Here is a 25,123-nt window from a genome sequence, read left to right as displayed (position 1 = left end):
GTGACACCCGAGGGCCTGACGCGTCAGCGGCGAGCAGAGAACTCCGCCACCATCGCCTCGGCGCTGCGCACCGCCGCGCGACAGGCCCTGGTAGTGAACGGATCGTTGAGTGGATGCGCCGCACGGCGACGCCAGTGTTGCGCTGCGGCCAGCGCGGCGCGCGGGGCCTCGCGAGAATTCGCGGGATCCAGGCCCAGCCGAGCGGCGGCACTGGTGCCCGACCCGCCGATGATGCGGCGCAGCGACGCGATTTCGTCGTCGTTCAATGTCGTTGCCCGCGAAGGCAAAAGGCTTAGCATTCGGAGTTCTTCGAAGGCGTGGGTGTCGGCTAGCAACGGGTCGATGTCGGCAATGACGTACGGGGTCGCCGGCACCGGATGCGTCTGCACGAATCGGCGCAAGGAGACCAAGGCGGTATGCGCCTTAAGCATGTCGGAGCGCTGCGCGAACTGCTGGTCTATCACATTGCGCAGCGCCACCAGCCCGCTGCGCTCCAGCAGTTCGGCGGCCAGCCCGGTCGAATCGGTCACGCCGGCCGCCAGCACGGCAATCGACATCCGGATGCCGAACATGCCGAACCGCTCGAGCAATTGCGCACGGATGCCCGCGTCCACCGGTAGCGGACTGTCCCGGCGCACAAAACGGTCCACGCTCAGCAGGGCCCTATTGAGCTCGGTGCGCTCGGCACCGGCCAGCTTGCGCAGCGCGATGAACTCGGTCTGGCGCAGTGTGCGCGCGGTCAGCGCAAGAAGTCCGGATACCGGCACCACCGCCTGGCAAATGCCCATCTGGTTCAGTTCGCGGGTGAACCGCTTGGCCACGTCGTTGGCCGAGAGCATCGCGTCGATGCGGCCCGCGCCGATCTCATCCGCGCGAGACGCCACCCCGATGATGCCCAGGGCTCCCACCGACCCGCCGACCAGCCCACCGATCTGTTTGAGCAGCGCGACGTCAGCGGCGTTCAGAGTGCGCAACAGGAACACCACCGCATCCACCCGAGGCACCCCGTCGGCGGGGACCAGCAGCCGCAACGTGCGCTCGGAGGCATCGCATGCCAACGACGACGTTCCCGGGGTGTCAACAATGGTGGCGTCGATGAGTTCCTCGGCTGGCCACTCGACTTCCAGGTCGATCAGCTCGGCCGGGTTGATCCTGCGCAGGTCGAAACTCAGCCCGCCCCGACGGGTGATCGGCACGTTGGCGCGTCGACCGCCGCGATGGTTGGCGGTGACCCGCGGTGTCGGACCGTGCCGGAACCAGGTCACAATCCGGGTGGCCTCGGTGGCATCGGTCGGAGCGATGTCGTCGCCGACAAGGGCGTTGACGAGAGTGGATTTTCCGGCCTTGAGTGTGCCAGCCAACGCGATGCGCAGCGGTTCGGCTAGGCGCGCACCGATGCGGTCCAGCTGGCAAAAAACGTCGCCACGCTGACGATAGGCCGGCGCACCCCGGTAGGCCTGGATGGTTGCGTGCAGAATCGCGCGGACCCGGTCGCTGGTGCTCACGCTCGTCCCAAGCTCGCCCGGGGCGTCAAGGTTGGCTCCAAGCCGGCAAGGTTGTCGTTGACCTGGCTCAGGATACCCAATTGCCGCTGAAGTTCCCGAATTCGATTGTCCCGCTCGGTTTCCGCCACCTGCGCCGCCGCGATGGTCGCCTGCAGGGACTCGGTGAGCGACCGGGTGATCTCTTCGGCGATCTCGCGGTAGTGGTCGCGCAGCAGACGCTGGATCATCTTGAGCCGATCCCGTGATTGTTTGCTGACGACGAACGAAATGTCGTCGACGAAGCGCCGCACATTGGCCTTGGCCTCGCTGCGCACCCGCAGCAACCGGTTTTGTTTGTCCTCTTTATATGCCATCCGGCCGAGGATCAACCCGGCCCCCACCGATAGCGGGTTGAACAACCCAAGTCCGACCACCGACGACAGCATGCCAATCATGACCACGCCGCCATAGGAACCCCGCATGCCGATAATCATTTTCTGGCCCCGGCGCAGCGGTTTCGATTCCATCCGGCCCAGCGCTTTGAGCCGGCCGAAGTCGGTGCCCATGACGTGGGGGCTCAGCTCTGCTGACAGGACCGAGTCCAACCCCGCGTCGGCAAAGGAGCGAGCGACGTCGTCGGCCAACGCTTCGGAACGCTGGTATGCCCACACGAAGTTGTCGCCGACCGCTGTGGCGATCGCATTCTCGACGTCGTTGCCAATCTCGGCCCAATGCGCAGTCGGGTCACAGGAGTCGATCTGGCGCTCGGCGTCTTCGGTGACGGTGCGGAAGCGGGTTCGTAGGTCGTGGTCCACGTCAGCAGTCAGGTCGTTGAACCCGTCGCCCAGCACCTGCTGCCACAGCGCTGTCTGTTGCACCGCCTGCTGGGCTTCCCGTTTGCGCCGCTCCAAATCCGAAGCAAGTCGGTCACGGAGGTTCGGGTCGTTGACCACCGATAGTTCGGAACCTAGAGACACCGCCAATTGCTCTGTTGCCGAACGTATTTCGCCGAGTACCCCAGCACGCACTCGCTCCGTCGCGCGGGAAAGCACCTGCTCGCTGAGAAACTTGACGATCGCCGGAAAGTTGGACTCTTCGTTGAGCTCTTTGTCGTTAAGCGTGACCGCGTGGCTGCGCAACAGTGATGAGACTGCGATGATCGGCATCGGAACCCGGGCCCGCTGCAGATGTGCTGCATTGGCATTGACGATCTCCCGCCAGCGCGGATACAGGTCGGTCTTGGTGGCCACGACCGCCCCGACCGGACAGATCTGGTGGGCCTGCCGCACGAACCACATCTCGGGTTCGGTGAATTCCTGGCTGGTGTCGCTGACCACCAAGACGGCATCGGCCTCGGGTAGCAGCCCCAGCGTCGCCGACAGGTGGGGCTGTCCGAGGCCGCCCACACCCGGAGTATCGATAAACGCCAGCCCGCCCCGCAGCAGCGGGCTGGGCGCGCCGACCTCGACCCGCAACACCTCGCGGCCACCGGCGTGCGGAGCCCGACGCACATCGGTGCTGATGTCATCGACGGGAATGTCAACCGCTGCGGTTGTCCCGTCGGGCCCGGCGGCCAGCACAAGCCGGGCCGACGGTTGGGCGCTGTAGCTTACGACGGTGATCACCACGGTGGCCTCGTCATCGCCTACTCGCGCCGCGGGCAGGTTGAGCAACGAATTGAGCAATTGACTCTTGCCCTGTTTGAGCTGCCCGGCGATCACCACACGGACCTGCGGGTCGGTGATCCGCTGGCGAGCCCGCGTCAACCGCTGTACTAGATCACCACGCTCGTTCAGTTTGGCGATGGCGATAGTGTGATCGATCAGTTCGACGATCACACCGACCCGACGTGGGTCATCGGGCTGGGTCACCGTGTCGCCCCACTTTCTCGCTCGTTTACGCCTCAGATCACGGTATGCGCACAAACCGGCGGGGACCATGAACGTCCCCACCGGTTCGTGAAATCGGCTCGCGAATCAGAACCCGGGTAGTCCGAAAAGGCCGTACGACGGCAGTTCGATGGGCGCCGGCGGCGTGTGCGTCACCGGCGGCTCGTGACCGACGTCAAACACCGAATGGCTCGGCGGCTTATCGTGGACCGGCGGCTCGACCGGCGTGTGCTGCGGTTGGGTAACCGCCGGCGTGTGCTCGGCCGCCGTGGTCATCGGCTGGGCCCGCGCCGGAACTTGCGGTGCCGGCGCATCGGTCACTGGCGGGTTCATGCCGCCATAGCCGCCGGTACCGCCGTGGATCAGGGGGCCACTGGGCAGGACCAAGCCATGCTCGACGGGCGTGACACCGGCGTTGACCGTGTCGACACTGCCCAGTGCGGCTCCCTCGTGGCCCAGGATGTCGCCGTGTGCCCCGCCGACCCCGGCCGCGGTTGCCCCGCCGACCCCGCCAACCACTCCAGCAGCCGCCTCGGTCTTGGCCACCACGCCAGCCGCGCCCAGGGCCGCCGGCTGAGGAGTCGGGTGCCCGACCGCTCCGAAGCCCAACCCGGCGCCGCCAGCGGCGCCGGCCTGACCACCCACACCGACACCGGCTAACGGGCCCGACAGATGAGGCATAGCAGCGCCGTTCAAGGCAGCGCCTTCACTGGCGATCAACCCCGCCTGGCCGCTTGCGTTGGAAGCCAACACTGCGTTGCTGCTGACCCCGGTCAGGCCGCTGACATTGCCGACGCCGCCGAGCCCACCACCGGCTGAGACACCGATCTGGCTAGCGATGCCCGCCTGGCCGCCGACACCAGCGCCGACGCCAGCGCCAACGGCACCCTGGCCGGCAACTCCGATCTGGCCATTGCCGCCTAGGCGACCGCCGACGCCGGCACCGATAGCCCCGGCCGCGCTCCCACCGATCACACCGCCGGCCTGACCACCCAGACCCAGGCCAACCCCGCCGCCAAAGCCCATACCGGCCTGAGCACCCAGACCCGTCCCAATACCTAACCCAGCACCAACCTGAGCGCCGACCTCGGCCTCAATCACGGCAGTAAAACCCAGACCGACCTGGGCAGCCAAGCCGACCTGACCGCCGAAACCACCGCTTGACGCGGCGAGAGCCAGGCCACCCTGACCCAGGAACCCAGCACCCAGTCCGCTAGCCAGGCCCGCACCGACATCGGTCGTGATGACGCTTGCCACCCCCGCGCCCGCGTCACCGGCGAAGCCGACATTGGCGACGTCCTGCGCAAAGCCATGCCGAGCGGCGACGGCCTGCCGCAATCCGCTCATGGGGTCGCCGGCACCCAGATTCAGACCCGGCACCACATTGGCCGCCACCGATGAGATTTGGTGCGGCGCGATATCGATCAGCCCGGCACTGGTCATGGCCCGTCCCGGAGCGGCAACGAACGACCGGGCGGCGTCTTCGCTGCGGAACAGGCTCAGGATGTAATCGATAAGCGAGGTCATCTTCATTTCCCTTCAATCGAAGAAGCTGTTCGCCGGCGTGACCGGCGCTGTGCCATCGACGCTATGGATTCCGCCTCACCCCGAAATCGGGGTCTGATCCGCAAGCCGGCCAAACACCTATCGGGATCGGCCTGGCCGCCGCGTTAGGGGATTAGGGGAAATGGGGCACCCCTACGCCGGTCCGGAACTTATCCGTGGATGTCGTAGCCGTGATGATCGGGCTCGACGGTATGTGGCTCAACGACCGGGTGGTTCCAGACAGCCGGATGGTCTGTCGGCAATCCCCCGTCCTCGCTGGTCGTGTCGGGTATCTCAGCGCTCGTGAGCAGCGCCGACGTCTCATGTGGACCGGCTCGGAAGGGGCGCGGATCGGTGGGTGTCACGCCCGGTCCGGGTGGGGTCGGCTGGTTGAGAACGCTGCCGACCGCACCGTGCTGTTGGACAACACCCGCATCGGCGTGTGGGGCGAACGCATCAAGCGCAGCCGTGGCCGCGCCGCTCGCCCAAACGTTGCCACGATCGCCAGCGTGTGCCCCGCCAGCGGCTCCGATGAGTTCGGACATCGACAACGAATCCGACACCACCGGGATCAGGCTGTTCACATCCGCTCTGGTCACGTCGGTAAGGTGAGCTTCGGCGATCGACCGCTCGGGGTTCGCGGCGTAACGTGCGGCCGCTTCCGGGTCGCGCACAAGCGAGATGACAAAGTCGAGCAACGAGTTTGCCACTACCCGCCTCCTTGCCCCACCCCCATTAGTCCCGTGTTAGCACGATGCTATCGGTTGAGGCCGCGTCCGTGTTCGGTGCGGAACCCGCCGGCCCCGGGGCGCCGTTAGGGGATGGCCGCATTAGGGGAAATGCGGTGCTGCGGGACGGGCTGGGGCTATGGTGAGGGAGCCGCCGCCGACCAGCAGTGCAGCACAGGGGGTGCAAGAACCGTGGCCAAGCATACGACGCATCGGTGACCGATTCCCTCACCGAGGTCCCGCCGGCAGCACGCCGTGCCCTCCTGGACCTCGCGAATGCCCCGACGGTACCGGTCAAGGTCCTGATCACCGGGGGCATCGGAACGGGCAAGACCACCGTTCTGGCTGCCGCCCGCGACACACTGCGCCGCTCGGGACTCACCGTGCTGGCATGCCCGCCGCCAGACGGCGAACCGCCGGAGACCGCGCTCGTCATCGACGACGCCCAGTTGCTCACCGATACCGAATTGCTCCGGCTCACCGAGCGCGTGGCCGATTCACGGCTGACGGTGGTGGCGGCCGCGGAAGCCCGCGAGCACCACCGGTCACTACGAGCCCTGACGATGGCGCTCGAACGGGACCGGCCACGAATCTCGCTCGGTCCACTTCCGGTTGCCGAGCACCTGCGAGATTGCACCGCGGGACTGCCGTTCCTCATTCATGCGGTTTCCGCCAGGGCACAGGCTCCCGCGCAAGCAGCCAAGGTGGCCCTCATCGAGCGGCTGCGCCGCCTCGACGAACCCACTCTGGACACCCTGCTCATGATGTCGCTGACCCACGAGCTAGGGGTCAGCGATGTAGCTGCTGCACTTGGGATTTCGGTAACGGATGCCCGCGGATTGGTCGATCGTGCGCACGCCAGCGGACTGATCGAGTCGTCACACACCGCGGCGTTTCTGCAGTCAGTCCATGATGCGATCGCTCAGATCGTCGGCAATGCACACCACCACGAGGTCGAAACCTCGCTGTTACGCTCACAACTCGATATCTCGCCGGTGTCGGCGGAGCTAGCGCTGCGACTGGCCGAACACGGGCTGCGCGACGAGCGGCTGGCGGACATCCTCACGCGGTACGCCGCGGACACCCGCGACGCTTCGGTCCGTTGCGCACGGCTGTACCGCGCCGCGGTCCATGCCGGCGCCAAAGGATTGACGGTCCGCCTGGCCGACGCACTGGCCCGCACCGGCGACTGTACGGCCGCGGCAACACTAGCCGACGATCTGCTCAGCTCCCCGGATGCCACCGAACGCGCTGCCGCGGTGCGGGTTGCGGCCAGCGTCGCGGCCCACGACGGCAACACGGGACACGCAGCCGAGTTGTTCGGCTGGCTGGGCCCACACCCGGACACGATGGTGAGCTCGGCCGCCACGATCGTGTTCGCCGCGAACGGCGACCTGGCGACGGCGCGTGCCACCCTGCGGCTCAAGGATGCCGGTCCACCGACGATGGCAGCGCGTTGCGCGCGCAACCTCGCCGAGGGGCTGCTGCTGACCATGGATCAGCCGTATCCGGTCGCGATGGCAAAACTGGGCCAAGCCATTGCCACCGAACAATCGCTCAGCCAAGTCATTCCGGACAGCCCGGCAGCGCTGGTTACCTTGGCCGCGATACACGCCGGCGATCCGGTCCGCGCCCGCAGTGTGATCGGGCGTGCCGTGCGAGCCGGCGCCGACCCGCTGTTCCAGCGTCGGCACCTGCTGCTTTCCGGCTGGATCAAAATGCAAGAGGGGCAATTGCCGTCGGCAAGCGCGGACGTCGCGGCGGCCGGCGCCGGCACGCACCTGCACCGGCGCGACGCGTTGTGGGCCGCGGCACTGCAAACCGCGATCTCGCGTCGCACCGGCGATATCGGTGCGCTGCAACAGCATTGGTATGCGGCGATGGAAGCGCTGGCCGAGTATTCGCTCGATCTGTTCGCCCTGCTGCCACTTGGTGAACTGTGGGTCGCGGCCGCCCGAATGCGCCAGGTTGACCAGCTACAACACACCCTGGATCAGGCGCTCACGCTGCTGGATTCGCTGGGCAACCCCGCCCTGTGGTCGAACTCACTGCATTGGGCTGGAGTGCACGCTGGAATCCTCGCCAATTCGCCGGAATCGGTGGCACCGCACGGACAGGCCCTCGGTGCAATGGTCGCCCACAGCACGCTCGCGCAGGCCCTGTCGGATGCCGGTCGCACCTGGCTGCGGGTCCTGGCCGAAAACGTCGACGTCGACGAAGTCACCGCGGCGGCGCGGTCCCTGTCACACGTCGGCCTGACGTCGGATGCGACCCGACTGGCAGGTCAGGCCGCATTGCAAACATCCGACGCACGGGTGTCCGGTGCCATGCTGCAGTTGGCACGGGATCTTAAGCTGGGCAACGATTTCGGCGAGCCCCCCAGCGGGGCCGGCGACACGGAACCAGCTTCCGGTACCCCGCCGGCACCGCGCCAGCCACCGGCGGGCTCGCCGCTATCCGATCGCGAACGCGAAGTCGCCGAGCTACTGCTACTGGGCATGCCCTATCGCGACATTGGCGCCCGGCTGTTCATCTCAGCGAAGACGGTCGAGCACCACGTCGCCCGGATACGCCAGCGGCTGGGCGCTGGCTCCCGGTCGGAGATGTTGTCGATGCTGCGGGCCATGCTGGCCCCGGAGAGCTTAACCGCAGATGAGAGGCGTTGACGACCGGTAGGTTAGGACAGCCTTTCTCGCGGCGAAAGTCGCACAGATGTCAGGATGAGCAGGTTATGCAGGGGTTCCATTGAGTGCTACGAATTGGGGTGACCTTCCGTGACCACGCAAACGCTCATCAGGCTGATACTGGGCATGAGCATGACCGCGGTGGTGGGGGTGTTCGCTCTGCGGCGAGTCTGGTGGCTTTACAAGCTGGTCATGTCCGGGCAGCCGGCCAGCGGGCGAACCGACAACCTCGGCACCCGCATCTGGACCCAGATCTCCGAGGTTCTAGGGCAGCGCCGACTGTTGAAATGGTCGATCCCGGGCCTGGCGCACTTTTTCACCATGTGGGGCTTCTTCATCCTGCTCACCGTCTATATCGAGGCTTACGGCCTGCTGTTCGAGGAGAGATTCCACATCCCGGTCATCGGCCGGTGGGACGCGTTGGGCTTCCTGCAGGACTTCTTTGCCACCGCCGTCTTTCTCGGTATCACGACCTTCGCCATCATCCGTATCCTGCGCAACCCCCGCGAGATCGGTCGGAGCTCCCGGTTCTACGGATCGCACAACGGCGGCGCGTGGCTCGTCCTGTTGATGATCTTCAACGTCATCTGGACCTACGTGTTGGTCCGCGGCTCAGCGGTCAACAACGGCACCCTGCCCTACGGCAACGGGGCCTTCCTATCGCAGCTATTCGGCGCGATTCTTCGCCCCCTCGGGCAGCCCGCCAACGAAATCATCGAAACCACAGCGCTGTTGCTGCACATCGGGGTCATGCTTGCGTTCCTGATCCTCGTTTTGCATTCCAAGCACCTGCACATCTTCCTGGCGCCCATTAACGTCACGTTCAAACGGCTGCCGGATGGGCTGGGCCCACTGTTGCCGCTCGAAGCCGATGGCAAACCAATCGACTTCGAGAATCCCAGCGAGGATGCCGTATTCGGCCGCGGCAAGATCGAAGACTTCACCTGGAAGGGGATGCTCGACTTCGCTACCTGCACCGAGTGCGGACGCTGTCAGTCGCAATGCCCGGCCTGGAACACCGGCAAACCGTTGTCGCCCAAGCTGGTCATCATGGACCTGCGCGACCATTGGATGGCCAAGGCGCCCTACATCCTGGGCCAAAAGGATGCCAGCGCGGGCGGCGAGGCCGGTCACCAAGAGCATCATCACGTGCCGGAATCGGGGTTCGGTCGAGTGCCCGGGCATGGACCGGAGCAGGCGACTCGCCCGCTGGTCGGCACCGAGGAACAGGGTGGCGTTATCGATCCCGACGTCTTGTGGTCATGTGTGACCTGTGGTGCCTGCGTCGAGCAGTGCCCGGTGGATATCGAACATGTCGATCACATCGTCGATATGCGCCGCTACCAGGTGATGATGGAGTCGGAGTTCCCCTCCGAGCTGTCGGTGCTGTTCAAGAACCTGGAGACCAAGGGCAACCCGTGGGGTCAGAACGCCTCAGATCGCACCAACTGGATCGACGAGGTTGACTTCGACGTCCCCGTGTACGGCCAGGACGTCGACAGCTTCGACGGCTACGAGTACCTGTTCTGGGTGGGTTGTGCGGGCGCCTACGACGACAAGGCCAAGAAGACCACCAAGGCCGTCGCCGAGCTGCTCGCCGTCGCCGGGGTGAAATACTTGGTGCTGGGCGCTGGGGAAACCTGCAACGGCGACTCGGCGCGCCGCTCCGGCAACGAGTTCCTCTTCCAGCAGCTGGCACAACAGGCCGTCGAGACCCTGGACGGTTTGTTCGAGGGTGTGGAGACCGTCGACCGCAAGATCGTTGTCACCTGCCCGCACTGCTTCAACACCATCGGCAAGGAATATCGGCAGCTGGGCGCCAACTACACCGTGCTGCACCACACCCAGCTGCTCAATCGGTTGGTGCGCGACAAGAGGCTGGTCCCTGTCACTCCGGTTTCTCAGGACATCACGTATCACGACCCGTGCTATCTGGGCCGGCACAACAAGGTGTACGAGGCGCCGCGGGAGCTGATCGGTGCGGCGGGGGCCAACCTCACCGAGATGCCGCGCCATGCCGAGCGCAGCTTCTGCTGTGGCGCCGGCGGCGCACGTATGTGGATGGAAGAGCACATCGGCAAGCGGATCAACCACGAACGTGTCGACGAGGCGCTGGCCACCAACGCCGCCGCCATCGCCACCGCATGCCCGTTCTGCCGGGTGATGGTCACCGACGGTGTCAACGACCGGCAGGAGGAAGCAGGCCGGAGCGGCGTCGAGGTGCTCGACGTGGCCCAGGTGCTACTCGGATCACTAGACCACGACAAGGCGCAGCTGCCGGCCAAGGGTACGGCCGCCAAACAGGCTCAGGAGCGCGCCCCGAAAGCCGCTCCTAAGGCTGCCGCACCGGTGACGCCCGTGGAGGCACCCGCCGAGGCACCACAGGCGCCAGCGCCGGCCGCTCCCGCAGCACCCGTGAAAGGCCTCGGCATGGCCGCCGGCGCCAAGCGGCCTGGCGCCAAGAAAGCGGCCCCAACGCCCGCGGCCCCGGCTGCGCCCGCCGCGCCCGCGACGCCCGCCGCGCCCGTTAAAGGGCTGGGTATTGCCGCCGGCGCCAAGCGGCCCGGGGCGAAAAAGACACCTCCCCCGGCTCCTGGGCTCGCCGAGCCAGCAGCCCAGCCGCAACCCGAAGCAAAGCCGCAACCGGAGCCCGCCGCACCGCCAAAGCCGCAAACCGACGGTGATCCGGCTGCACCGGCCGCGCCGGTGAAAGGGCTGGGCATTGCGCGCGGGGCCCGTCCACCGGGCAAACGCTGATCACGATTTGGCACCTGACAGCAAATTCCAGTGGACAACGATGGCACCATTGTGGACGTGACAACCCACCAGCTGCCCTGGCACACCGCCAGCCATCAGCGGCAGCGCGCCTTCGCTCAGTCGGCCAAGCTGCAGGACGTCCTGTACGAGATCCGCGGCCCGGTGCACCAGCACGCCGCGCGGCTCGAAGCCGAAGGTCACCGCATCCTCAAACTCAACATCGGCAACCCGGCGCCGTTCGGCTTCGAAGCACCCGACGTGATCATGCGCGATATCATCCAGGCGCTGCCCTACGCGCAGGGGTACTCCGACTCGCAGGGCATCCTGTCGGCCCGGCGTGCGGTGGTCACGCGCTACGAGCTGGTGCCCGGATTTCCCCGATTCGACGTGGACGACGTCTACCTGGGTAACGGGGTCTCCGAGCTGATCACGATGACGCTGCAAGCCCTGCTGGACAACGGCGATCAGGTGCTGATTCCATCACCGGACTACCCGCTGTGGACGGCGTCGACCTCGCTGGCTGGCGGCACTCCGGTCCACTACCTGTGCGATGAGACCCAAGGCTGGCAGCCCGATATCGCCGACCTGGAATCCAAGATCACCGAGCGCACCAAGGCGCTGGTCGTGATCAACCCCAACAACCCAACCGGCGCGGTGTACAGCTGCGAAATCCTCACCCAGATGGTCGATCTGGCCCGCAAGCATCAACTGCTGCTGTTGGCGGACGAAATCTACGACAAAATCCTCTACGACGACGCCAAGCACATCAGCCTGGCATCGATCGCCCCGGATATGTTGTGCCTGACCTTCAATGGGCTGTCGAAGGCCTACCGCGTCGCCGGATACCGGGCCGGCTGGCTGGCGATCACCGGACCCAAGGAGCACGCCAGCAGCTTCATCGAGGGCATCGGCCTGCTGGCCAATATGCGGTTGTGCCCAAATGTCCCGGCCCAGCATGCCATTCAGGTTGCACTGGGCGGCCATCAGAGCATCGAGGACCTGGTGCTGCCCGGCGGCCGGCTGCTCGAGCAGCGCGACATCGCCTGGACCAAGCTCAACGAGATCCCGGGGGTGTCGTGCGTCAAACCGGCGGGCGCGCTGTATGCGTTTCCCCGGCTAGACCCCGAGGTCTACGACATCGACGACGACGAGCAACTCGTGCTCGATCTGCTGCTGTCGGAGAAGATCCTGGTCACCCAGGGCACCGGGTTCAACTGGCCCGCACCGGATCATCTGCGCCTGGTGACGCTGCCATGGTCCCGCGATCTGGCGGCCGCCATCGAGCGGCTGGGTAACTTCCTGGTCAGTTACCGGCAATAGCAGCCGACGCACGTGATGCCCTGGGGGTGGCAGCGCGGCCGGGCGCCCTTAAGCCGGCGCGGCGGCGTCGAGGGAGCGCCGCAGGGTCCCGTCATCGGATCAAAGCCAGAAACCCCAAACAACCCCGAGGCAACAAGCACTAATCGGCCACTTGACAGGCCGTTCCACATCAAAACGGCGGTGGGTCGTCGTTGGGATCCGGTGGTGGGCCGTGGGTGTCGGTGGCCGCGGCGGTCTGGGTGAGCACCTGGGCGCGCTGGCGGGCGGCGTGGTTTTGTCGACGTTCGGTGGCGATGCGATAGGCCCGGTCTTGGGCGCGGGTGCGCCGGCGTTTGGGCATCATCGCTGTGCGCTGGTCGCAATGGTCGTAGGGTGGGTCGGCTTCCGGTGCCGGGATGCCGCCGCTGAAGTGGCACAGGCTGGGGAACAGCAGCGCACTGCCCGGGGTGCTGACATAGGTATGCCCGGACGGGGAGGTCAAAATCAGGGTGCCGTCGGGTAGCTGTTGATCACGCCATCCCCAAAACGTTTTCACCAGGTGATGGGTACGGCAGTAACATTTCAGGTTCGACGCATGGGTGGGCCCACCGGCGGCATACGGGATCGTATGATCCAGGTCGCAATTGGTGGCGGGCTCATCACAGCCGGGCCAGCGACACGTCAGATCCCGGCAGCGAACGAAATCGGCGAGCGCTTTCGACGGCGCATACCCCGGCTCGGGCGGCGCATCGCCGGGATGAACCAGCGGCACCAGCGTGGCCGTCTTGGCCAGCTCGGCCACCAGTTCGGCGGTGATCAGCCCGTCGGCGTTCATCTGCGATGCCGGCGCCGAGCCCGTGCCATTGATCGTGGCCGCCTCGGCGATCAGGTGAATCACCACCGGCGGGGCCGCAGGCCGCTTCCCGGCCGCACAATCAGCGCGCCCACAGCCACAGCCCAGCCGATCGGCCCCGCCCGCCAACGCCCCCAACGCGTCCGCGCGGCGCTGCTCACGGCTGCGCGGATCGTGCTCACACACGGTGCCCGCCAACGCGCTCAACCGCGCATCGAGGGCGTGTGCGTCGACGGCCAACAGGCTGCCACCGATCTGGCACACACCGTCTTGGCTTTCCCCGACCCAGAACTGGCGCTGGGCCTGATACTCCTTGCGCCGCCGCACCGCATCGGCATCGGCACGCGCCACGATCTTATCGACCTGCCCAGCCAGGCGGGCCTTGGTCATCGAGGGCCAACGCGCCACATTGGCGGCCAACTGCGCATCCACCGCCGCCAAAACATCAGGGTCAACGATCAAGTCGGTGCGATACACAATCGTGGCAAACATCAGATAGCCGATGTCGCCGGCGCTAAACACCTCAGCCGTCTTAGGCAGCCGCTCACGCATCGCCCGCGCATACCGCAACCGGCTGGCCGCCAGACCCTGACTGATCCGCAACGCCGCCGCCACCTCGGCGGCCACCGCCGCCATGGTGTCCATCACCCACTCCTCGCGGCCCCCGCAACGCGACCACCGATAGGCGAACAACTCCCCCAAAGCCACCAACTGCGCCGCAGCGGCCCGGTTTTCGGCCCGAGTCGCCGAGCAGATCCGATCGATGAACGCAGCCGACACCCTCGTGGTCCGCGGAGCATGGCATTCAAACAGCTCATCAAAATGAGCGATCGCCTCCGGTGAAGGCATGCGCCCCCGCACCTGATCGAACATACTTTCGATACTACCAGCCGCTGCCCGACCGGCGCCCGGTAACCCAAGGCGCTGTGGATAACGTGGATGACTAGGGAGACACCGGCTCGGTAGCCTGCCGAGGGCGAGCACGGCACTCGGTGCGGTCCATGGGGTTCTTGCACCGCGCATGCCGGGCGCCGTCGAGCTTGCCGGCTCCGCTCATGGCCCGGCCAGGGCGCAGCGTTCTTGCCCGGCCGGCCGCGACCCCACCGGGCCCACTGTGCGCCACCGCCCGGCCCAGGCCACCACAAGGAAACCAGCCGCCAGCATCTCGGATCAGCAACTTCCCGCCGAAGCGCCACAAGACCCGCGTGCTGGCGGCGGCCGAAGACGAGGTGTCGGCGGCCGTCGCGGCACTGATTTCCGCACACGGTCGGCGGCATCACTCCCTCAACAATCAGGCGGCGGCGTTCCATGGCCAGTTTGCACAGAACCTGAACGTGGGTGCGGGCTCGTGTGCCAGCGCCGAGACCACCGCCGATGCGCCGACCCAGGCGCTGTTGGGGCCCGCTGATCGCCAACGGCGCCAACGGCGGGCTGTTCGGCAACGGCTGGTCCGGTGGGCTGCTCATCCAGGACGGGCTACCAGGGGTTCCGTAACCACCGACAATAACCCGCCGAAATCAGTTGCGCTCCAACAACTCCAGCAGGTAGTTACCATATCCGGACTTGACCAGAGCACGGGCTCGCTGCACCAGCTGCTCGTCGTCGATCCAGCCCATGCGCCACGCCACTTCTTCGGGGATGCTGACCTTCAGGCCCTGCCGACGCTCCAGGGTCCGGACGAAATCGGCGGCGTCCAGCAGCGAGTCGAATGTCCCGGTGTCCAGCCACGCTGTCCCGCGGGCCAGCACCTCGACCGCCAACCTGCCCTGATTGAGGTAGACCTGGTTGACCTCGGTGATCTCGTACTCCCCGCGCGCTGATTTCTTTAAACCCCTGGCGATTTCGATCACATCGTTGTCATAGAAATACAGGCCCGGCACCGCGTAATTCGACTTCGGGGTCACCGGCTTCTCCTCCAGAGACAGCGCCATGCCCTCGGCGCCGAACTCAACGACACCATAGGCCGACGGGTTGGCTACCCAATAGGCGAAAATTGCTCCACCACTGATGGATTGGAAGCGCTTCAGGCTGGTCCCCAGACCTGGGCCGTAGAAGATGTTGTCCCCCAACACCAATGCCACCGAATCGGCGCCGATGTGGTTGGCGCCAATGACGAACGCCTGCGCCAGACCGTCAGGCTGATCCTGGGTGGCGTAGCTGATGTTCACTCCCAAGTGCGCGCCGTCGCCCAGGAGTCGATGAAAGCCGGGCGCGTCATGCGGGGTGGTGATCAACTGAATGTCTCGGATCCCAGCCATCATCAGCGTGGTGAGCGGGTAGTAGATCATCGGTTTGTCGTAGACCGGCAGCAGCTGCTTGCTGATCCCCATGGTGATCGGGTACAGCCGGGTGCCCGAACCGCCGGCCAAGATGATCCCGCGCATAACTGGCTCCTAACTGCCGTTCGCCGACCTCAATCGACCAAATCGTCCTCGGTGAGTTCGGTGGCCGCCAGCGCCGACGCCAAGTCTTCGTGCCGGAAAACCGATGCGACGTGGTCTTGGACCACACGGAACGCCGCGGCGCCGGTCCTGGCGATGCCCGGATCTTCGCCGCTGGTGATCTTTTGTTCGACGACCACGACTCCGTGGTGCACGTACATGCGGCCAAGTTCTGCGGTTGTGGTGAGCGAGCTGGCCCACCCGCGCAGCGCATCGTGGCCCTGTACAGCCCCGTGCGCGTCACCGATGTCAATGTCGTCAGTAGACAACGCCACGAGGGTCTCAATGTCGGCGGCATTGAGGGCGTCGTGCCAGGCCAGCACGGTAGCGATCTCCGATGTGGTCATGGTCTGAAAGTTACCGTGTGCGGCGGCTACAGCGGCGTGCGATCCAGCCATTTTTGCCATACCCCGGCATCCCCCAACAGCTCGATGCCGGTGTCGGCAACCGAGAGTCGGCGCACCATCGCCAGCAGCAGCTCGGTGGCGCCGCCACGCAGTGCCACGGCACCCTTTCCGTGCCGATGCGACCAGGTGACGCCGCGCTCGTCGCGACGAACCGTCCATTCGCCGGCTTCAAGAAGCCCCGGATCGGTGGCGTGCAGATGTAAGGTGTCGTCGTCTTCGAGCGGTAATGGCGCGCCGCCGCTGCCGGCCTGGACCGCTATGCGCTCCAGGAATTCGCTGATCCCGTCGGCTGCCACGTTCGGTTCCAGTGTGAATTCGCCCCCGACGGTGATCGCCACGTCGGCGCGGTGCACTGCGACCTCGTGTAGCCGCCGCCGAACCCACCAGCCCGCCGGGCGCGGTCCGAGGAAGGTCCACACCGGCGTTTCCACACCCGTCTGTTCTACAGCGTCGACCAGCAGCCGCGCCCCGCCGTACAGCCAGGAGATCGCGTCGTCGGGGTCCGGCGGTGGCTTACCGCCCTCGACGCTGCGTGGATCGAGGAAATGGTCGAGTCGATCGCGGACAATCTGCGCCGCCCAGCGGTCCCCGCGCCCGACGTGGCGGAATAGTTGACCCAGGCTCCAGCCCGGGCAGGTCGGCACCGGGGTGGATTGATCGACGTTGCGGATCAGTTCGCCGAAGGCGTGGGTCTGCTCCAGGTATGCCGACGAGTAGTCCACCTTGGCGAGGCTACTAGCAGGCTTGCGCAACAACGGTTATCCACAGTCTGGTGTTTCAGCGGCGCCGGTAGGAGCCGTGGTAGGGGGCCGCGCCCACCGGCGTGTCACGTCTTCCAGCGGGTCAGCCAGGCCAGTTCTTGTGCGACCTTCTCCTCGTGAAACTCCCGCGACGGCGGGTACAGCGTCACCGAGGGCGCCGACGGAGCGAAGAAATCGCCGTCGCCCTTGGCTGCCTGGTGATCACCGGTCTCGACGTAGCAGGCGCCCGTGCCGGTGAAGTGGCGCTCAGCTACGTCGTAACCGAGATGGCGGGCGACGCCGTGGGCGACAACTGCGGCCTGGGCTTCGGCGAACACGGCAGCCTTGGGCAGCGGTTTGCCATTCGGCAGCGTCAGCACGGTCGCATCGCCGATGGCCCACACGTTGTCGGCGCTAGTGGACAGGGTGCGCGGGTCCACGGGTATCCACCCGGATTCGCTGAGACCCGCTGACCGCGCCGCGGCGGAGGGCACGTGCGGGGGGACCACGGCAAGCAGATCGAACGGTTCGGACGTGCCGTCACCGAAGTGCATCGTCCTTGCGGCCTCATCGACGCGAGCTAGGGCCTTGCGAGGATGGAAGCCGACACCGTGATCCTTGAGCATCGAGACCAAAGCCTCGCCGACCTCGGGACCTGCAACGGGCATCGGCAGCGGGTCAGGCGTGAACGTGTCGATCTGTACGGTTCCGGTGGCGTAGCGGTCGCCGAGTTGGGCGGCGATCAGAAACGCCGCTTCGAACGGTGCGGCTGGGCATTTGAACGGCACCCCGGCGATAGCCACAGCGATCCGGCCATGCTCGAGCGCCTCGACCTTCGCACGCAGCTCAGCCGCGCCGTCCAGGGTGTAGAACTGGCCCGCGACGTCGGCGTCGAGCGCGTCCGACAGTCCGGGAACGGCGTCGGTGTTCAGCGCCGCACCTAATGCGATCACCAACGCGTCATAGCCGATGACGCTGTTGTCGGTGTGCACTACCTGGGCCGCGATGTCAATGTGGGCGACGGTTGCAGTAACCATTTCCACACCGGGCAGCGACGCCGCGGTGGGGCGGACGCGGACGTCGTCAGGCCGCCGCCAGCCCCGCAACACCCATAGCAACGACAAGCCCAGCGTCCCGTCAAAGCTCCTGTCCACCAATATGATTCGATCCTCAGGTGGTAGCAGTTGACGGAGGGTGTCGGCGGTGGTCAGGCCGCCGACACCCGCGCCAAGGATGAGAACCGTCTTGCTCATGAGCCTGATTCCTTCGCATCGAGTTCCATATATCTTTGGAATATTAGATTCCGCCGCAGTCTTGCGCAAGGTCTTGTGGTGACTGACCGAGTCAGTCAAACTATTATCGGCCCATGGCCCGCAGCATTCCCGCGGACCGGTTTTCCGCGATTGTCGCCGCGTCGGCGCGGGTGTTCATCGCCCACGGTTACCAGCGCACCCAGGTGCAGGACGTGGCCGACGCACTCGCCCTGGCCAAAGGCACGCTGTATGGCTACGCCCAGGGCAAGGCTGCGCTGTTCGCGGCGGCGGTGCGCTACGGCGACGCTCAGGAAGCCCTTCCGCTGGCATCCGAACTGCCGGTGGCCGCTCCCGTTGCGGGCGAGATCGCAGCTGTGGTGTCGGCCCGACTAGCTGGCGAGGTCACCGACATGCGGCTCACGCACGCGTTGCGAGCAACTTTGCCGCCGGGTGCGACGACTGGAGACGCGCGAGCAGAACTCGCCGGTATCGTCACCGACCTCTACAGCCGCCTGGCCCGGCACCGGATCGCGCTCAAACTGGTCGACCGCTGTGCCCCCGAGCTACCCGACCTCGCCGAGGTTTGGTTCGGCACCGGCCGGAACGCCCAAGTCGATGCGGTCCAGGCATACCTAGTGCACCGCGAGCGCGCCGGCCTTCTGATCCTGCCCGGGCCGGCACCGATGGTGGCCCGGACCATCGTCGAGTTGTGCGCGTTGTGGGCGGTGCATCTTCACTTCGACCCGTCACCGGAGCCTTGGTCGATCGTGCAACCTGGCGTGATCGATGACGATGCGATCGCTGCGACCCTCGCCGAGTTTGTCGTTCGGGCCACCACAGCTTCTTCGGACTAACCGCTTGCAACCGAAAGGTCGTCCCCATGCGCCTCACACATCCGGCCCGACGGTACCTATCCAGTCAGGCTGCCCGGCCAACAGGCGCGTTCGGCCGCCTACTGGGACGGATCTGGCGAGCCGAGACCGCCGACGTCAATCGCATCGCCGTCGAGCTGCTCGCGCCCGGCCCGGGCGAGCGGGTTTGCGAGATCGGCTTTGGCCCCGGCCGAACCCTTGGGCTGCTCGCCGCCGCCGGCGCGCAAGTGAGCGGCGTCGAGGTGTCGACGACCATGATCGCAATCGCGGCCCGTCACAACGCGAAAGCCATTGCAGCCGGCCTGATCTCGCTTTATCACGGCGATGGAGTAACCCTGCCGGTTGCCGACCACAGCCTTGACAAGGTGCTCGGCGTGCACAACTTTTACTTCTGGCCCGATCCCCGCGCCAGCCTTTGCGACATCGCTCGAGCCCTGCGGCCCGGGGGTCGACTCGTCCTTACATCGATATCCGATGACCAACCACTGGCGGCCCGTTTCGATCCCGCGATCTATCGCGTGCCCCCCACCCTCGACACCGCCGCGTGGCTTGGCGCTGCCGGCTTCATCGACGTCGGCATCAAGCGCAGTGCAGACCATCCGGCGACCGTGTGGTTCACCGCAACTGCGACGTGACGACCGCGCCGATGCTGGCAAGCGCTCGGATTACCTCGGTCGATCGCGGGGTGGCGGACGGATCGGCGATCCACTGGATCATGAGGCCATCGATGACCGCCATCAACACCGAGACGATGGTCGACAGGTTCTCCGGCGGTGCTACGTCGGTACCGGCAAGCGCAGCGCCAGCCAGATCGACCGAATGCTGCCGAACGTCGGCATATCCGGCGGCCAGGCGCTCCCGCAAGGCCTCTGAGCGCAACGCCGGAGCGTATGACTCCACACACGCATACACGGCGGGGCGGATCTGCTCGAACGAATCGACGGTGGCTTCGAGTACCGCCAGGATCTGCCCGGCCGGACCGGCGGCGCGGGAGTGATCGAATGCCTCCTGGACACGCTGGTTCCACGTCGAAAAGCACCGGCCGAGCGCATCGTCGAGCAGCGCGTCCTTGCTACCGAAGTGGTAGTTGATCGACGCGATGTTCACCCCTGCCGCACGAGCGATGTCGCGCGAGCTGGTGTTGCCGTAGCCGCGTTCTCGTAAACAAGCCAGAGCGCCGTCGAGCAGTTTGTCGCGGTTTGTGCGTTGCTGTTGCACAGCTGCATCCTATCGTGATAAGCATTCGTTTACATCAAACATTTGATTATCAGAAGGGAGCGGCCATGGCAAGCACGTTGACGACGGGCCTGCCACCCGGGCCACGGCTACCCCGCTACCTGCAGAGCGTGCTGTACCTGAGGTTTCGGGAATGGTTCCTGCCAGCGATGCATCGCAAGTACGGCGACGTGTTCTCCTTGCGGGTGCCCCCATATGCCGACAACCTCGTGGTCTATACCCGCCCCGAACACATCAAAGAGATCTTCGCGGCCGACCCGAGGTCGCTGCACGCGGGCGAAGGCAACCACATCCTTGGTTTTGTCATGGGCGAGCACTCGGTATTGATGACCGACGAAGCCGAACACGCGCGGATGCGATCGCTGCTCATGCCCGCGTTCACCCGCGCCGCGCTGCGCGGATACCGCGACATGATCGCCTCCGTTGCGCGTGAACACATCACGCGCTGGCGGCCCCACGCAACGATCAACAGTCTTGACCACATGAATGCGCTCACCCTCGACATCATCCTGCGGGTCGTTTTCGGGGTCACTGACCCAAAAGTCAAGGCCGAGTTGACTAGTCGGCTGCAACAGATCATAAACATCCATCCCGCGATTCTCGCGGGCGTTCCGTACCCGTCGCTCAAGCGGATGAATCCCTGGAAGCGCTTCTTCCATAACCAAACCAAGATAGACGAGATCCTCTACCGCGAGATCGCCTCCCGCCGTATCGATTCCGATCTCACCGCCCGAACCGACGTGCTATCCAGACTTTTGCAAACCAAGGACACGCCTACTAAGCCGCTGACCGATGCCGAGCTTCGCGACCAGCTCATCACGTTGCTGCTGGCCGGTCATGAGACAACCGCCGCCGCCCTGTCCTGGACGTTGTGGGAACTTGCCCATGCTCCGGAAATCCAAAGCCAAGTAGTCTGGGCTGCCGTCGGCGGTGACGACGGATTCTTGGAGGCCGTCCTCAAGGAAGGAATGCGCCGACACACCGTCATCGCTTCTACCGCTCGCAAGGTCACCGCGCCGGCAGAGATCGGTGGTTGGCGACTGCCAGCGGGGACGGTGGTCAACACGTCGATCCTGTTGGCCCACGCCAGCGAGGTATCGCACCCCAAACCCACAGAGTTTCGTCCTAGCCGGTTCCTTGACGGCAGCGTGGCACCCAACACCTGGCTGCCATTCGGCGGCGGTGTGCGCCGATGCCTCGGCTTCGGGTTCGCCCTCACCGAGGGAGCGGTCATCCTGCAAGAGATTTTCCGCCGCTTCACCATCACCGCCGCCGGCCCGTCCAAAGGCGAGACTCCGTTGGTGCGCAACATCACCACCGTCCCCAAACACGGTGCACACCTGCGGCTGATCCCACAGCGCCGGCTAGGCGGGCTTGGTGACAGTGACCCGCCATAGCCGCCGGGGCAGCTCACCTTCCTCGAAATCGTGTACCTCCTCGAGTACCCAACCGGTAGCCAGGCGCGCTACCAGCTCACGGCGGAAGAAGTGCACTGCGAACCCTGCGCACTCGAAGATGTCGTCACCGTGGGCCTGCCCGGCGCCGTAGTGCGCATCGCCGGTATGCCGAACGGTGTAGATGAACTTTCCACCCGGCCTCAACACCCGGCCGACCTCGGCAACGACTGCATGAATTTCGCTGGTGGACAACGCCATACACAACGCCATGTGTGCAAAGGCGCCGTCAATGGAACCGGTTTTGACGGGCAGAGGCTGGCGCAGATCGTGCACAATCGGTTGCACCCGCGCGGAGACCCCGCGCGCTTGGGCACTTCGGCGAAGTTGCGCGACGGCAACGTCGCTGAAATCGGTGGCCACCACCGTGAAGCCCTGGCCAGCGAAATACAGGGTGTCACGCCCATGACCGGCCGCCAACTCCAGCACCCGCTGCACGCCGTCGGCATTGAACACCTCGGCGGCATATACCCCCGGCTCTGACGGGCGGGTTCCGTACAGCACCGGATGCGCTCGGTAGGTGTCCTGCCAGTGTTCATGCTGGGCAACGAGCAGTTCTGGCTGCCGCTTCACCAAACGTAGACTTCCCTTCGGCCCCACGGGCGATCAATCCCCATGCCCGACCGGTGCACCCTCGTCGACCGGCAGTCCGGCCAATCGCCATTCGAGCATTCCGTCGTCGAGGCGTTTCACCTCCCGCCCCGCGTCGCGCGCGATGCGGACGGCATCGGGGGCCATGACGCAGTAGGCACCACGACAGTAGGCGACAATGTCGCGGTCGCCAGCTAGTTCGGCGAGCCGGTCGGCCAGTTCGGCTATCGGGATATTGATGGCGCCCGGGATATGGCCGGCCTGGTATTCCTCGTGCGGTCGCACGTCGACCAGGGTGACCTCGCCGGCTTCGCGCCGCCGCAGCAGCTCCGCACGGGTGATCGCATCCTCCGGCGAACCGAGCACGTCTGCGGCCGCGACCGCCACGTCGGCCAGATGCTCGTCGGCAACCACTTGCACCAGCGCGAACAGCCTTGCCACGTCTTCCCCAGCAAGCCGGTAGTACTGCCGGGTCCCCTCGCGGCGAGCCTCGACCAGCCCGCCGCTCTTCAGCGCCTGCAGATTCGCCGATGCCGTGGTCAGGTTCATCCCGGTCGCCGTCGCGATCGCTTCTACCGCGCGCTCACCTTGGGCGAGCAAGTCCAGGATTTGCAATCGCCGCCCATTGGCCAGCGCCTTGCCCACGCGCGCTACCTGGTCCAACAACGCCGCCTTACGATCGGACTGTCCAGCCATTTCCAGTCATCCTTGGGAATATAATTCCATTGCTCATTGGAACTACATAATATGCGGCCGCTGTCCACCCGCGCGCACGGATCCTCCGGACGGTGAATCGATGAACAGCTGCAACCGTCTCCCCTGCGCACACGAAGTGCTTGCTGTGTTCGCCCATCCGGACGACGAGTCCTTCGGGCTCGGGGCGGTATTGGGTGATTTCACGGCGCAGGGAACGCGGCTGCGAGGATTGTGCTTCACCCACGGCGAGGCCTCCACACTCGGCCGGACCGACCGAAACCTCGGTGAGGTGCGCCGGGAGGAACTCGCCGCTGCGGCACAGGTCCTGGGTGTCGATCATGTGCAACTACTCGCATACCCGGATAACGGTCTAGCGCAGATCCCGCTCAACGAGCTGACGCAACGCGTGGTGGATGCCCTCGCCGGAGCAGACCTGCTACTCGTGTTCGACGACAACGGCGTAACAGGCCACCCCGACCACCGTCGCGCAACCGAAGCTGCGCTCGCGGCGGCTTCGACACCCGGTATCCCCGTATTGGCCTGGGCACTGCCCCAACCGATCGCCGATCGGCTCAACGCCGAGTTCAGCGCCTCCTTCGGGGGGCGCGGTCACGGTCACCTCGACATCATGATCGAGGTTGAGCGCAGCCGACAGCTAGCCGCTATCGGCTGCCATTTCACCCAGTCCGCCGACAACCCCGTGCTGTGGCGTCGTCTGGAACTGCTCGGTGACCGAGAGTACTTGCGCTGGCTGCGCCGGTCAGTGCCCTAATCGCGGCGCTCCCAGCCGGAACACCCGCCAGCCTGCCCGCCGCCAGCGGGTCACGTCGAGGCAGTTGCGGCCGTCCACGATCACCCGGGCCCGCACCCGGTTGGCTAGATCAGCGGGTTCGAGATCGATGAACTCCCGCCATTCGGTAAGCACCAACACGGCGTCCGCGCGCTCGCAGGCCTCCGCAACCGAAACCGCATAGTTCAAGGTAGGGAACAGTCGGTGGGCGTTGTCCAAGGCCTTTGGATCGTACACGTGGACCGTGGCGCCGTTGAGCTGCAGCTGGCCCGCCACATTGAGGGCGGGCGAATCGCGCACGTCATCGGATTCGGGTTTGAACGCCGCGCCGAGCACCGCAATATTGGCGCCCAGCAACGAGCCACCGCATGCGGTGGTGGCCAGTTCCACCATCTTGGTGCGCCGGCGCATGTTGATGCTGTCCACTTCACGCAGGAACGTCAACGCCTGGTCGGCTCCCAGTTCGCCGGCGCGGGCCATGAAAGCGCGGATGTCCTTGGGCAAGCAGCCGCCGCCGAAACCCAAGCCCGCGTTGAGGCATTGGCGTCCGATCCGCGGGTCGTATCCGAGCGCATCGGCCAGCTGGCTAACGTCGGCACCCGCCGCCTCGCACACTTCGGAGATCGCATTGATAAACGAAATCTTGGTCGCCAGAAAGGCATTGGCGGATACCTTGACCAACTCCGCGGTCTGCAGATCGGTCACCAGAAACGGCACGCCCGCTGCCAGCAGCGGCGCGTACAGCTCGCGGACGGCTACCTCGGCGCGCGTCGAATCATCTTGTACCCCAAGGACGATACGGTCGGGGTTGAGGGTGTCGTGCACCGCGAAGCCCTCGCGCAGGAATTCCGGATTCCAGGCAATTTCCACGTCGACTCCCCGGGGTGCCAGTGCACCGGCCCGATGTCCCAGTTCGGCTGCGGTGCCCACTGGGACTGTCGACTTGCCGACCAGAATCGACGCCCTGACCAGACGCGGCACCAGCGCATCGATGACGGCGTGGACATGCCGCAGGTCGGCGCCATATTCGCCTATCTTTTGCGGCGTGCCGACCCCCAGGAAATGCACGTCGGCGAAATCGGCCGCCATGTCGTAGTCGGTGGTGAACCGCAAGCGGCCGGCAGCCAGGTTATCAGTCAACAGCTTTCGCAGGCCGGGTTCGTAGAACGGAATGTCACCCCCGGCGAGCTTGGCGACCTTACCGGGATCGATATCGACCCCGACGACCTCGTGTCCCAGTTGCGCCATACCGACGGCGTGGGTGGCACCCAGATACCCAGTGCCGAAGACGCTGCATCGCACACCACTGTGTGTAGGTGGCTGCGATGAGCGAACCGCATCGCGGCGCTGAGCACCAGGCAAACGGCAGGTGACAGCTACCCGCGACAGGCCTAGCCGCGCCGG

At 65.8% G+C, this 25,123-nt stretch carries 20 protein-coding genes and 2 pseudogenes; 8 read left to right on the top strand and 14 right to left on the bottom strand.

What is annotated here, in order from left to right; genetic code table 11:
* Positions 1 to 23: 23 nt before the first annotated feature.
* From iniC to MCAN_RS01790, 4 genes are all read right to left on the bottom strand, one after another.
* Positions 24 to 1,505 (bottom strand): isoniazid-induced dynamin-like GTPase IniC, encoded by a 1,482-nt coding sequence (gene iniC, locus MCAN_RS01805; protein WP_003401747.1) that lies wholly within the window; start codon positions 1,503 to 1,505, stop codon positions 24 to 26.
* The gene (gene iniA / locus MCAN_RS01800; protein WP_015287796.1) at positions 1,502 to 3,355 is read right to left on the bottom strand and encodes an isoniazid-induced dynamin-like GTPase IniA; all 1,854 of its coding nucleotides are present in this window, start codon (positions 3,353 to 3,355) and stop codon (positions 1,502 to 1,504) included. The genes iniC and iniA overlap by 4 nt, the downstream gene beginning before the upstream one ends.
* 105 nt (positions 3,356 to 3,460) lie before the next feature.
* Positions 3,461 to 4,900: an isoniazid-induced protein IniB gene (gene iniB, locus MCAN_RS01795; protein WP_003901837.1), complete on the bottom strand. Its 1,440-nt coding sequence runs from the start codon at positions 4,898 to 4,900 to the stop codon at positions 3,461 to 3,463.
* 188 nt (positions 4,901 to 5,088) lie between these two features.
* A complete protein-coding gene (locus tag MCAN_RS01790) occupies positions 5,089 to 5,628 on the bottom strand; it encodes an Rv0340 family IniB-related protein (RefSeq protein ID WP_014000182.1) in 540 nt (179 codons plus the stop codon).
* A 185-nt stretch (positions 5,629 to 5,813) separates the two neighbouring features.
* On the opposite strand from MCAN_RS01790, the gene iniR reads away from it, so the two are divergent.
* The 3 genes from iniR to MCAN_RS01775 all read left to right on the top strand — a co-directional run bounded on the left by iniR (position 5,814) and on the right by MCAN_RS01775 (position 12,407).
* Entirely contained in the window at positions 5,814 to 8,312 is a 2,499-nt protein-coding gene (gene iniR / locus MCAN_RS01785; RefSeq protein ID WP_014000181.1) for an isoniazid response ATPase/transcriptional regulator IniR, read from the top strand.
* 108 nt (positions 8,313 to 8,420) lie between these two features.
* The gene (locus MCAN_RS01780; RefSeq protein ID WP_014000180.1) at positions 8,421 to 11,087 is read left to right on the top strand and encodes a (Fe-S)-binding protein; all 2,667 of its coding nucleotides are present in this window, start codon (positions 8,421 to 8,423) and stop codon (positions 11,085 to 11,087) included.
* 30 nt (positions 11,088 to 11,117) lie between these two features.
* Entirely contained in the window at positions 11,118 to 12,407 is a 1,290-nt protein-coding gene (locus MCAN_RS01775) for a pyridoxal phosphate-dependent aminotransferase (protein WP_003401733.1), read from the top strand.
* 169 nt (positions 12,408 to 12,576) lie between these two features.
* Here the strand turns inward: MCAN_RS01775 and MCAN_RS01770 are convergent, their stop codons facing one another.
* Together MCAN_RS01770 and MCAN_RS24020 are read right to left on the bottom strand one after the other, a co-directional pair.
* Positions 12,577 to 14,112 (bottom strand): HNH endonuclease signature motif containing protein, encoded by a 1,536-nt coding sequence (locus MCAN_RS01770; RefSeq protein ID WP_015287795.1) that lies wholly within the window; start codon positions 14,110 to 14,112, stop codon positions 12,577 to 12,579.
* Between the two features lie 115 nt (positions 14,113 to 14,227).
* Positions 14,228 to 14,345: pseudogene (locus MCAN_RS24020) on the bottom strand (hypothetical protein); the annotation flags it as partial.
* Here MCAN_RS24020 and MCAN_RS23890 point away from each other — a divergent pair.
* A pseudogene (locus MCAN_RS23890) lies at positions 14,295 to 14,549 on the top strand (PE family protein); the annotation flags it as partial. The pseudogenes MCAN_RS24020 and MCAN_RS23890 overlap by 51 nt on opposite strands.
* 207 nt (positions 14,550 to 14,756) lie before the next feature.
* Here MCAN_RS23890 and rfbA read toward each other — a convergent pair.
* From rfbA to MCAN_RS01745, 4 genes are all read right to left on the bottom strand, one after another.
* On the bottom strand, positions 14,757 to 15,623 hold the full coding sequence (gene rfbA / locus MCAN_RS01760; protein WP_003401670.1) for a glucose-1-phosphate thymidylyltransferase RfbA: 867 nt from the start codon (positions 15,621 to 15,623) through the stop codon (positions 14,757 to 14,759).
* Between the two features lie 29 nt (positions 15,624 to 15,652).
* The gene (locus MCAN_RS01755; RefSeq protein ID WP_003401666.1) at positions 15,653 to 16,027 is read right to left on the bottom strand and encodes a nuclear transport factor 2 family protein; all 375 of its coding nucleotides are present in this window, start codon (positions 16,025 to 16,027) and stop codon (positions 15,653 to 15,655) included.
* A 26-nt stretch (positions 16,028 to 16,053) separates the two neighbouring features.
* Positions 16,054 to 16,809, bottom strand: coding sequence for a maleylpyruvate isomerase family mycothiol-dependent enzyme (locus MCAN_RS01750; RefSeq protein WP_015287794.1), 756 nt, complete (start codon positions 16,807 to 16,809; stop codon positions 16,054 to 16,056).
* A 104-nt stretch (positions 16,810 to 16,913) separates the two neighbouring features.
* On the bottom strand, positions 16,914 to 18,080 hold the full coding sequence (locus MCAN_RS01745; RefSeq protein WP_003900904.1) for an NAD(P)/FAD-dependent oxidoreductase: 1,167 nt from the start codon (positions 18,078 to 18,080) through the stop codon (positions 16,914 to 16,916).
* A 113-nt stretch (positions 18,081 to 18,193) separates the two neighbouring features.
* Here MCAN_RS01745 and MCAN_RS01740 point away from each other — a divergent pair, with 113 nt between their 5' ends.
* Entirely contained in the window at positions 18,194 to 18,934 is a 741-nt protein-coding gene (locus MCAN_RS01740) for a TetR/AcrR family transcriptional regulator (RefSeq protein WP_003401656.1), read from the top strand.
* 26 nt (positions 18,935 to 18,960) lie between these two features.
* Positions 18,961 to 19,587 carry a class I SAM-dependent methyltransferase gene (locus tag MCAN_RS01735; protein WP_014000176.1) on the top strand — a complete coding sequence of 209 codons (627 nt, stop codon included), beginning with the start codon at positions 18,961 to 18,963 and terminating at the stop codon, positions 19,585 to 19,587.
* Here MCAN_RS01735 and MCAN_RS01730 read toward each other — a convergent pair.
* Positions 19,568 to 20,170, bottom strand: coding sequence for a TetR/AcrR family transcriptional regulator (locus MCAN_RS01730; RefSeq protein WP_014000175.1), 603 nt, complete (start codon positions 20,168 to 20,170; stop codon positions 19,568 to 19,570). The genes MCAN_RS01735 and MCAN_RS01730 overlap by 20 nt on opposite strands.
* A 65-nt stretch (positions 20,171 to 20,235) precedes the next feature.
* On the opposite strand from MCAN_RS01730, the gene MCAN_RS01725 reads away from it, so the two are divergent.
* Positions 20,236 to 21,585 carry a cytochrome P450 gene (locus MCAN_RS01725; RefSeq protein WP_003401650.1) on the top strand — a complete coding sequence of 450 codons (1,350 nt, stop codon included), beginning with the start codon at positions 20,236 to 20,238 and terminating at the stop codon, positions 21,583 to 21,585.
* On the opposite strand, the gene MCAN_RS01720 is transcribed toward MCAN_RS01725, so the two are convergent.
* Positions 21,553 to 22,215: a class I SAM-dependent methyltransferase gene (locus tag MCAN_RS01720; RefSeq protein ID WP_003900903.1), complete on the bottom strand. Its 663-nt coding sequence runs from the start codon at positions 22,213 to 22,215 to the stop codon at positions 21,553 to 21,555. The two genes, MCAN_RS01725 and MCAN_RS01720, sit on opposite strands and share 33 nt — an antisense overlap.
* Before the next feature lie 33 nt (positions 22,216 to 22,248).
* A complete protein-coding gene (locus MCAN_RS01715) occupies positions 22,249 to 22,929 on the bottom strand; it encodes an Rv0324 family HTH-type transcriptional regulator (protein ID WP_014000174.1) in 681 nt (226 codons plus the stop codon).
* 100 nt (positions 22,930 to 23,029) lie between these two features.
* On the opposite strand from MCAN_RS01715, the gene MCAN_RS01710 reads away from it, so the two are divergent.
* Positions 23,030 to 23,701, top strand: coding sequence for a PIG-L family deacetylase (locus tag MCAN_RS01710; protein ID WP_014000173.1), 672 nt, complete (start codon positions 23,030 to 23,032; stop codon positions 23,699 to 23,701).
* Here the strand turns inward: MCAN_RS01710 and MCAN_RS01705 are convergent.
* On the bottom strand, positions 23,690 to 25,021 hold the full coding sequence (locus MCAN_RS01705; RefSeq protein ID WP_014000172.1) for a UDP-glucose dehydrogenase family protein: 1,332 nt from the start codon (positions 25,019 to 25,021) through the stop codon (positions 23,690 to 23,692). The two genes, MCAN_RS01710 and MCAN_RS01705, sit on opposite strands and share 12 nt — an antisense overlap.
* Positions 25,022 to 25,123 lie beyond the last annotated feature (102 nt).

The sequence above is a fragment of the Mycobacterium canetti CIPT 140010059 genome, assembly GCF_000253375.1.
In the GTDB taxonomy this organism is placed as follows: Bacteria; Actinomycetota; Actinomycetes; order Mycobacteriales; family Mycobacteriaceae; genus Mycobacterium; species Mycobacterium tuberculosis.
This window is presented reverse-complemented; position numbering and strand designations above follow the sequence as displayed.